The sequence below is a fragment of the Streptomyces sp. NPDC006265 genome, from assembly GCF_040613555.1.
Classification (GTDB): domain Bacteria; phylum Actinomycetota; class Actinomycetes; order Streptomycetales; family Streptomycetaceae; genus Streptomyces.
In genome coordinates this window covers 1-8,979 of sequence record NZ_JBEXSH010000326.1, presented here as the reverse complement: position 1 = coordinate 8,979, position 8,979 = coordinate 1, and the positions used below count along the sequence as shown (strand labels likewise).

8 protein-coding genes are annotated in these 8,979 nt (G+C 70.8%); all 8 read right to left on the bottom strand.

What is annotated here, in order from left to right; all coding sequences use genetic code 11:
* Window positions 1-78 precede the first annotated feature (78 nt).
* Complete coding sequence (gene serS, locus ABZ281_RS24800) at window positions 79-1,359, bottom strand: serine--tRNA ligase (RefSeq protein ID WP_356658782.1); 1,281 nt, start codon at window positions 1,357-1,359, stop codon at window positions 79-81.
* A gap of 541 nt (window positions 1,360-1,900) precedes the next feature.
* On the bottom strand, window positions 1,901-2,833 hold the full coding sequence (gene pheA, locus ABZ281_RS24795; protein WP_356658780.1) for a prephenate dehydratase: 933 nt from the start codon (window positions 2,831-2,833) through the stop codon (window positions 1,901-1,903).
* A gap of 62 nt (window positions 2,834-2,895) precedes the next feature.
* Window positions 2,896-4,185: an iron uptake transporter deferrochelatase/peroxidase subunit gene (efeB, locus tag ABZ281_RS24790; RefSeq protein ID WP_356658784.1), complete on the bottom strand. Its 1,290-nt coding sequence runs from the start codon at window positions 4,183-4,185 to the stop codon at window positions 2,896-2,898.
* A gap of 6 nt (window positions 4,186-4,191) precedes the next feature.
* Window positions 4,192-6,189: a copper resistance protein CopC gene (locus tag ABZ281_RS24785; protein ID WP_356658778.1), complete on the bottom strand. Its 1,998-nt coding sequence runs from the start codon at window positions 6,187-6,189 to the stop codon at window positions 4,192-4,194.
* Between the two features lie 13 nt (window positions 6,190-6,202).
* On the bottom strand, window positions 6,203-6,676 hold the full coding sequence (locus ABZ281_RS24780) for a copper chaperone PCu(A)C (RefSeq protein ID WP_356658776.1): 474 nt from the start codon (window positions 6,674-6,676) through the stop codon (window positions 6,203-6,205).
* On the bottom strand, window positions 6,673-7,326 hold the full coding sequence (locus ABZ281_RS24775) for an SCO family protein (protein WP_356658774.1): 654 nt from the start codon (window positions 7,324-7,326) through the stop codon (window positions 6,673-6,675). The genes ABZ281_RS24780 and ABZ281_RS24775 overlap by 4 nt, the downstream gene beginning before the upstream one ends.
* Before the next feature lie 92 nt (window positions 7,327-7,418).
* Complete coding sequence (locus ABZ281_RS24770; protein ID WP_356658772.1) at window positions 7,419-8,162, bottom strand: YcnI family protein; 744 nt, start codon at window positions 8,160-8,162, stop codon at window positions 7,419-7,421.
* Between the two features lie 119 nt (window positions 8,163-8,281).
* Window positions 8,282-8,979, bottom strand: a 698-nt coding sequence (locus ABZ281_RS24765) for a hypothetical protein (RefSeq protein WP_356658770.1), incomplete at its 5' end; no start/stop codon positions are given.

The following is an 8,979-nucleotide window of genomic DNA, read 5'->3' as shown; positions in this document are numbered from 1 at the left end:
CGTCGGAGGTGAGCAGCGTCCCGTCGAGATCGGTGGCGACGAGCCGGTACGGGAAGCCCCCCGGGGAAGCCGTGTCGCTCACTTGGCCGCCACCGGCTCCAGGACCTCCCGGCCGCCCAGGTACGGGCGCAGCACCTCGGGCACGCGTACCGAGCCGTCGGCCTGCTGGTGGTTTTCCAGGATCGCCACGATCGTGCGGGGAACGGCGCACAGCGTGCCGTTGAGCGTGGCCAGCGGCTTGACCTGCTTGCCGTCACGGACGCGGATCGACAGGCGGCGGGACTGGAACTCGGTGCAGTCCGAGGTCGAGGTCAGCTCGCGGTACTTGCCCTGGGTCGGGATCCAGGCCTCGCAGTCGAACTTGCGGGAGGCCGAGGCGCCCAGGTCGGCGCTCGCCACGTCGATCACGCGGTACGGCAGCTCCAGCGAGGTCAGCCACTGCTTCTCCCACTCCAGCAGGCGCTGGTGCTCGGCCTGCGAGTCCTCGGGAGCGACGTAGGAGAACATCTCGACCTTGTCGAACTGGTGCACGCGGAAGATGCCCCGGGTGTCCTTGCCGTGCGAGCCGGCCTCGCGGCGGAAGCAGGGCGAGAAGCCCGCGTAGCGCAGGGGGAGGCGGTCGGCGTCGAGGATCTCGTCCATGTGGTACGCCGCGAGCGGCACCTCGGACGTACCGACCAGGTAGAGGTCGTCGTCGGCGAGGTGGTAGACGTCCTGGGCGGCCTGGCCGAGGAAGCCGGTGCCCGCCATGGACTGGGGGCGGACCAGCGCGGGGGTCAGCATCGGGGTGAAGCCGGCCACGGTGGCCTGCGCCATCGCAGCGTTGACCAGGGCGAGCTCCAGAAGGGCGCCCACGCCCGTCAGGAAGTAGAAGCGCGAGCCGGAGACCTTGGCGCCCCGCTCGACGTCGATCGCGCCGAGGATCTGGCCGAGCGCCAGGTGGTCCTTGGGCTCGAAGCCCTCGGCGGCGAAGTCGCGGATCGTGCCGTGCTTCTCGAGGGTGACGAAGTCCTCCTCGCCGCCCACGGGCACGTCGGGGTGGACGAGGTTGCCGAGCCGCTGGAGCAGCTCCTGGGTCTCGGTCGCGGCGGCGTCGCGCTCGGCGTCGGCCGCCTTGACGTCGGCGGCGAGCTGGCCCGCCTTCTTCAGCAGCTCGGCCTTCTCGTCGCCGGCCGCCTTGGGGATGAGCTTGCCGAGCGCCTTCTGCTCGGCGCGCAGCTCGTCGAAGCGGACGCCGGACGACCTTCGCCTCTCGTCGGCAAGCAGGAGGGCGTCGACGAGTGCGACGTCCTCTCCACGGGCGCGCTGCGACGCGCGCACACGGTCGGGGTCCTCACGGAGCAGGCGAAGGTCAATCACGCGCCCAAGGCTACCGGTGCGGGGTGACCGCCCACGACTCACTATTCCGATGGCTACTTACGTACCGTTATGGGTGAATTGCGCACAGTGTCAATACAGGAGGTGCCTCTCCCTGGAACGAGGCATCCGATGGGCGCCGCCTTGACTCGAATCCCTTGCGGGAAACGGGACTTGGGCTTCGGTTGTCCACAGGGGTCCACGCCCCGGGCGAGAGTTATCCACAGGCTGTGTGCAAGATCTGTGGACTGCAGAATTGACCTCTCCGGACAGCTCGACCACACCATGAATCCCGCTGTAAACCCGCTCTGCCCTCACTTTCGAGTGGAAATGGGGCACCCCGAAGAGTTACGGAAGGGGAAACGGTGGACGAAGGGTGATCTGCCCGGTGATGGACGCATCAGGGGCCTGTAGAACGATATGTCGACTGACTCGCGCTTCGTTGTCGACTTGTCCCCAGGTCGAGAAGCGGGCCTGTGGATAACTTCTGTGGATAACGACAAGCAGCAGGTACGACCGGCCGGGCACGGGCTCGGAACCTGGTCTAGAAACGCCCGTCCTGGCAGCGCGCGACCCAGTCCGCCGCCCCCGCGAACTCCTCGTCGGAGGTCCCCAGCCGCGGCGGCTGCACGTCCCCCGGCTGCATGTCCGCGCGCGGGTAGGAGCCGAGGTAGCGCACCTGGAGGCAGATCCGCTTCAGGCCCATCAGGGCGTCGGCCACCCGGCGGTCGGAGATGTGGCCCTCGGCGTCGATGCAGAAGCAGTAGTTGCCGATGCCCGCGCCGGTGGGCCGGGACTGGAGCAGCATCAGGTTGATACCGCGGGTGGCGAACTCGCCGAGCAGGTCGCGCAGCCCGCCGGGGTGGTCGTCGCGCTGCCACAGCACGATCGAGGTCTTGTCCGCGCCGGTCGGCGCGGCGGGCCGGGCCGGACGGCCCACGAGCACGAACCGCGTCTGGGCGTTCTCCGCGTCGTGGATCCCGGTCTCCAGGGCCTCCAGGCCGTAGCGGGCGGCCGCGAACTCACCGGCGAAGGCCGCGTCGTACTGGCCCTCCTGGACCAGGCGGGCGGCGTCCGCGTTCGAGGCGGCTGACTCCCAGTGGGCGTCCGGGAGGTGCTTCTTCAGCCAGTTGCGCACCTGCGGCTGCGCGGCCGGGTGGGCGGAGACGGTCTTGACGTCCGACAGCTTCGTGCCCGGGCGGACCAGCAGCGCGAAGGTGATCGACAGCAGCACCTCGCGGTAGATCATCAGCGGCGCGCCGGCGACCAGCTCGTCGAGGGTGGTGGTGATGCCGCCCTCGACGGAGTTCTCGATCGGCACGAACGCGGCCTCGGCCTCGCCGCCGCGTACCGCGTCGAGCGCGGACTGGACGGACACGTACGGGATGAGCTCCCGGGTGGCGGCTTCGGGAAGCGTGCGCAGGGCGACTTCGGTGAAGGTGCCCTCAGGACCGAGATACGCGTAGCTCGCTGGCATGACCTCACCCTAATGGGCCCGCGGAAGCACTATCCCCCACAGGCCCACACACGGGTGAACTCTCACCCCTCCAGCAACTTCTGCCCCACGTACTCGCCCTCCGCAGCCCCGCCGGGCACTGCGAACAGCCCGCTCGACTCGTGGCGGATGAACTGTGACAGGGCATCGCCGCGGTCGAGCTTGCGCTGCACCGGCACGAAGCCGCGCAGGGGATCGGCCTGCCAGCAGACGAAGAGCAGACCCGCGTCGGGCACGCCGTCGGTGTCGATGCCGTCGTGGAAGGAGAACGGGCGGCGGAGCATGGCCGCGCCGCCGTTCTGGTCGGGCCGGGTGATGCGGGCGTGGGCGTTGATCGGGACCACCAGGTTGCCCTTGGCGTCCGTCTTCTCCAGGTCCATCGCCGTCGTCTCCGTGCCCCCGGACAGCGCCGCCCCGTCGGACTTGCGGCGCCCGATCACGTCCTCCTGCGCCCTGACGGAGAGCTGCTCCCAGTCGTCGAGGAGCATGCGGATCCGGCGTACGACGGCGTAGGAGCCATTGGCCATCCAGGCCGGCTCGCCCTTCTCGGGGACGAAGACGCGCTGGTCGAAGTCGGTCTCGTTCGGCTTCGGGTTGCGGGTGCCGTCGATCTGGCCCATGAGGTTGCGGGCCGTCATGGGGTGGGAAGTGGCGCCCGGTGAGCGGTTGAAGCCGTTCATCTGCCAGCGGACCTTGGCCGCCCGGCCCGCGTCCTTCTGGATCGCGCGCAGGGCGTGGAAGGCGACCAAGGCGTCATTGGCGCCGATCTGCACCCAGAGATCGCCGTTGCTGCGATTCTTGTCGAGGTGGTCGGAGGAGAACTCGGGCAGCGGGTCCAGGGCGGTGGGGCGCTGCTTATCCAGACCCGTCCGGGCGAAGAAGCTGTGGCCGAAGCCGAAGGTGATCGTCAGCGACGAGGGGCCGGCGTCGCGGGCCACGTCGGTGTCGGCGCGGCCGCCCGGCTCGCCCGCCATCAACCGCCCGGCCGTGTCCGACCAGCGGCGGAGCAGGGCGGCGGCCTCCTTGCGGCCGGCGCCCGCCGCCAGGTCGAAGGCCACGAGGTGGCCGCGTGCCTGGAGGCCGTCGGTGATGCCGGGCTGATGTTTCCCGTGAAACATCGCCCGGTCCGTGCCGAGCGAGGTGAGCGGAGCGGCTGCTTCGGAGGGTGCGGCGGCGTAGCCCACGGCGGCGCCCGCCGTGCCGAGGACGATCCCGGTGGCGCCTGCGGTGCCGAGCAGCCGCCGTCGTGAGATGCCCTCCTGGGCGGGGGCCGCTTCGCTCTCGCCCGTGGTGGCCTCGGGGGTGCGGGTCTTCGGAAGAGACTGGTCAGGCATGGTCATTCAGCCGATCTGCGCGTTCTTGGAGACGGTCACCTCGTCGATGTCGGAGGTCCGCACGGTCACGTCGACCTGCCAGTCCCCGGCCATGGGGATCTGCACTCCGTTCGCCGACCAGTGTCCGGTAGCGATGTGGTCGGGGACGACGGGCAGGGGCCCGAGGTCCTTGGATGTCAGGGTGAACTCGACCTTCACCTCGGGGATGTCGAAGGCCCGGCCGTTGGGCCGCTCCACGTAGACGTGCATCTCGTTGCCGCCCACGCGGGCGGGGTCGACGTCGATGGTGACGATGCCCTTGCCGTCCTCGCCGCCGGTGTCGAAGGGCATGTTCAGGGTCAGTGCCCCGGACGCGCCCGTGTCGGCGGAGGAGGATGCGGAGGCCGAGGTGGCCGCCTTGGCCTCCTGCTCGGTGCGTCCCGGCTCGGTCTGTGTCAGGACGGTGGTCACGGCGAGCAGCACGACCGCGATTCCGGCCTCGGTCAGCACGGAGCGGCGCAGCCCGAAGCGGTTCGGGTCCGCGTCCCGGATCCGCTTCTGCCGGGCCGTGTCCCGGGCGGCCTGCTGCCGGGCGAGCTGCGCGGCGCGTTCGGAGCCGGGGCGCTCGTCGGTGTCGAGTCCACTGTCGCCCTCGCCCTCGCCCTCGCCCTCGCCCTCTCCCTTCACGGGGGCTTCTCCGTCGCCGACGGCGGCGATGTCCGCGTCACCCGCGGTCTCCGCCCCCGCGCCGACCCGCTCCTTCTCCCGTACCGCAGGTGCCTCCACCGGCACCGTCTCCGCCAGCCGCCCCGTCCACCGGCGCGAGATCCACGCGACGCCGGCCAGGACGACCACGAGGGCGATCTTGGCCAGGAGAAGCTGGCCGTAACGGGTGTCGGTGAAGGCCGACCAGGAGCCGAGCTGACGCCAGGACTGGTACGTCCCGGTCGCGATCAGGGCGAGGACGCTGCCGAAGGCGACCTGAGAGAAGCGGCGTACGGCCGGTGCGTCGACGGGTGTGTCGGCGGGCGCGCGGTACAGGGCGACCAGCAGCGCGCCCAGTCCGCCGAGCCAGGCGGCGACGGCCAGCAGATGCAGCACGTCGACCGGCATGGCGATGCCCGCCTGGAGGCCGACCGAGGCGTGCTCGGACATCGCCCAGCTCGCCGCGAGCCCGGCCGCCACCACGATGCCGCCGATCGAGAGCCCGAAGGTCAGGTCCCGCTTCTCCTCGGCGTCTTCCCGCTTGTCGTAGGCACCGAAGAGCACGGCGATGAAGAGGGCCGCCGCGGCGAGCAGCAGCAGCCGGGACACCAGGGCCGCACCGCTCTTGGTCTGGAGGACCTGCCCGAGCAGGGACAGGTCGAAGATGTCGGAGACCTTCCCGGAGCCCGTGAAGGAGCCGCGTAGAAGCAGCAGGGCGAGGGTCGAGGCGGTGAGCGCGACCCATCCGGAGACGACGTACCGCTGCACCGGCCGCACCCCGGAACCGCGCCGCCAGCAGGCGAGCACGAAGGCGGCGCCGCCGGCCATCACGATGAACCCGGCGTACGACACGTACCGTCCGAAGCCGTACAGCCATCCCACGACCCCGTCGTCGGTCGACTGCTCGGAGACCGACACGGACGTCTTGGAGGGGGCGCCGATGGAGAAGGTGTAGGCGCCGGCGACGGGATGGCTGTCCGCCGAGACGACCTGGTAGGCCACCGTGTACGTGCCGTCGGGCAGGCCCGAGTGCAGGGGCACAGCGTACGTCGTGCCGCTGACGTTGGCCGGTTCGGCCGTGTCGACGCGCTTGCCCTCGGGGTCGAGTACGCGCAGCGAGTCGTCGGAGAGCGCGACCTGCTCGGAGAAGGTGAGCGTGATCCGGGCCGGTGCCTTGTCGACCACCGCCCCCTGCCCGGGGTCACTGCCGGTCACCGCGGCGTGCGCGGAGGCCGGGCCGGCTCCGGCGAGGAGTGCGCAGGCCGCGGCCAGGAGCAGCAGCACCAGTGTCCGGACGCGGGGGGCGATGGTCTGCGTCACAGGGGTCCCTCCCTCAGTGTCCGGTCTTCGGGGTGTAGGTCGCGGGCTTCACCGGCATCTCGACCTTCATTGGGCCGGAGTGGGCGAAGTGCAGTTCGACGGAGACCGTCTGACCTTCCTTCGGCTTGCTCTTCAGCTGCTCGAACATCAGGTGGTCGCCGCCGCTCTTCAGCTCCAGCCGGCCGCCCGCGGGGATCTTGAGGCTCTTGACCTCCTGCATTGCCCCGTCGACGGTCTCGTGCACGGTGACCTGCCCGGCGATGTCACTGGTGACCGAGGTCAGCTCGTCGGCGGCGCCGCCCTTGTTGGTGACGGTGAGGAAGCCGGCCGCCATGTCGTCGGAGACCGGCTGCGGCATGTACGCGGAGCCGGCGGACAGTTCCGCCTTCCCGGAGCCGCTGTCGCCGGAGTCGCCCGAGTCGCCGCAGCCCGCCAGGGCCAGCGCTCCGGCTATGACCAGGGCCGCCGGGCCGAGTCGCCGCCTCACGGGTTCTCCCCCTTGATGATCTTGGGGAGGTCCTTGGTGTAGTCGTCGACGGTGGCGTCCTCGCCGTAGAGCACATAGCCACGGTCGGTCTTCGGGGAGAACGCGATGACCTGGGTGCCGTGCTCGGAGACGAGCTTGCCGTTCTTGTCCTTGCGCGTCGGCTCGATGGAGATGCCGAGGGTGCGGGCGCCGGCCTGGATGGTCGCGAAGTCGCCGGTCAGGCCGACGAACCGGCTGTCGATGCCCTTGAGCCATTTACCGAGCTCGGCCGAGGTGTCGCGCTTGGGGTCGGTGGTGACGAACACCACGCGCAGTTCGTCCTGCTCGGCCTTGGGCAGCTGCTTCTTGGCGACGGCGATGTTGTTCATCGTCAGCGGGCAGACGTCGGGGCAGTGGGTGTAGCCGAAGTAGAGCAGCGTGGGCTTGCCCGCGGTCTCCTTGCGGAGGTCGTACTTCTTGCCCTGCGTGTCGGTGAGGACCAGGTCAGGCTTCTCGAACGGCTTGTCGAGGACGGTGGCGGCCTTGTCGGCGCCGGCCTCCTCCGACACCACAGCGACGGGCTTGTTGCTGTCGTCGCCGCTGCCGCAGGCGGTGAGGGTCAGGGAGGCGGCGGCCAGGAGTACGGCCGCGGCGAAGGTCTTGGTGCGCATAGAAAAATGTCCCAGTTGTCGGTGACCCGGCGCGCACCGGGATGCCCCTGTACGAGGCGGGGATCCGGTGCGCGCCGTCAACGGAAGCAGCCTCAGGCGTTGGACCGCCGGCGCCCGGCGAGCACTCCGTAGGCGACGCCCGCGGCGCCGACCACGATGCCGACGATGCCCAGCACGCGGGCGGTGGTGTCGGTGCCGTCGGAGGAGGCGGAGTCGGAGGCGGCGGTGTCGGCGGAGGCCTTTTCGGCCGACGTGGCGTCGGAGTCCTCATCGGCCGCAGACCCGTGATGCCCGTCCGCGGAGGCCGCCGACAGCTCCAGCACCGGGGCCGGGTTGTCGGGCTCCTCCTTGCCCTCCTGCGGCACCTCGATCCAGCGGACGACCTCCTTGTTGGAGTACGTCTGCAGGGCCTTGAAGGCCAGCTGGTCGGTGTCCTCGGGCAGCTGGCCGACGGAGAGCGGGAACTTCTCGAAGTAGCCGGGCTCGATCCCCTTGCCGTCGGCAGTCCAGGTGACCTTGGAGACAGCCTCGGTGATCTTCTCGCCGTGCATCTCCAGCGGCTTGTCCAGCTTGGACTTGGTGACCTCGATCTTCCAGCCCGGCATGGGCTCCGGCATGACGGAGGCCAGCGGGTGGTCGGTGGGGAAGTTGACCTCGAGCTTGGTGGTGGAGGCGTCGTCGCGCTCGTTGGGGACCTTGAAGTCGATGACCGCGTAGCCGCCCTTGGCGGCCGTGCCCTCGGGCTGCACGCTGACGTGCGCGAAGGCGGGGGCGGACAGGGCGAGAACGGTGATACCGGCGGCGGCACCGGCCGCGACGATACGGGAAGCCTTCATGGAAGGAGCACTCCGCTGTGAGTCGGTCTGGATGAGGAAGGAGGGATGCGCGCCCACGCGCGTGCCGCACGACGGCAATCCCTCCTCCGCATCAGCGGAGTGGTCGTGGTCGCGTCGCGTCAGGCGGCGAGGGCGAGTGCGGCTGCGGAAGCCGGGGTGACCGGCGGACCGCGCCGGATCACCGAGTGCTGGAGCGCCATGGTGCGAGGCATCGGGGGCGCGGGCCGCGCGGTGTGCGCCGGCTGCGGATGGGCCTCCGGGGTTCCCGGGAGCCCGGCGCGCAGGGCGCGAACCAGTGCGAGAGCCGCCCGCAGGGAGCGAACGAGCGCCCCCTCGGCGACTCCCTGCGCCGACAGTTCGGTGAGCCGCAGCAGGGCCAGGTCGCCGTGGCGTAGCAGCCAGCCGGCGGCGAGGGCCGCGAGGACGTGGCCGAGCAGCATCGGCAGGGACGGCCACAGCGAGGCCGACGAGCCGGACACGGCGCCCGGGGCCAGATGCGTGTGCGTCCCCGGGGACGGCTGGACCCGGGCTTCGGTGAGGATCCTCTGCGCCTGCGCCGGGCTGATGGCCGCCGTCGTTGTGCCGCACACGAACCGCGCGGCCTGCTGGACCAGCGCGGCGTCGCTTCCGCCCGCAGGTACCGAGGCCGTGACGGCGGTCGTACCGTGCTGGCCGAGGCCGAACAGGGTGTGCAGCACCGTCTGGCCGAGCGCGAGCAGCGCCGTGATCCCTGCCAGCGAGCGCACGCGCCCGGCGAGCTGGGGCCCGCCTCGCCACCTTCGTACGGGACGGCACACCGCGGCACGGCGGCGGGCCC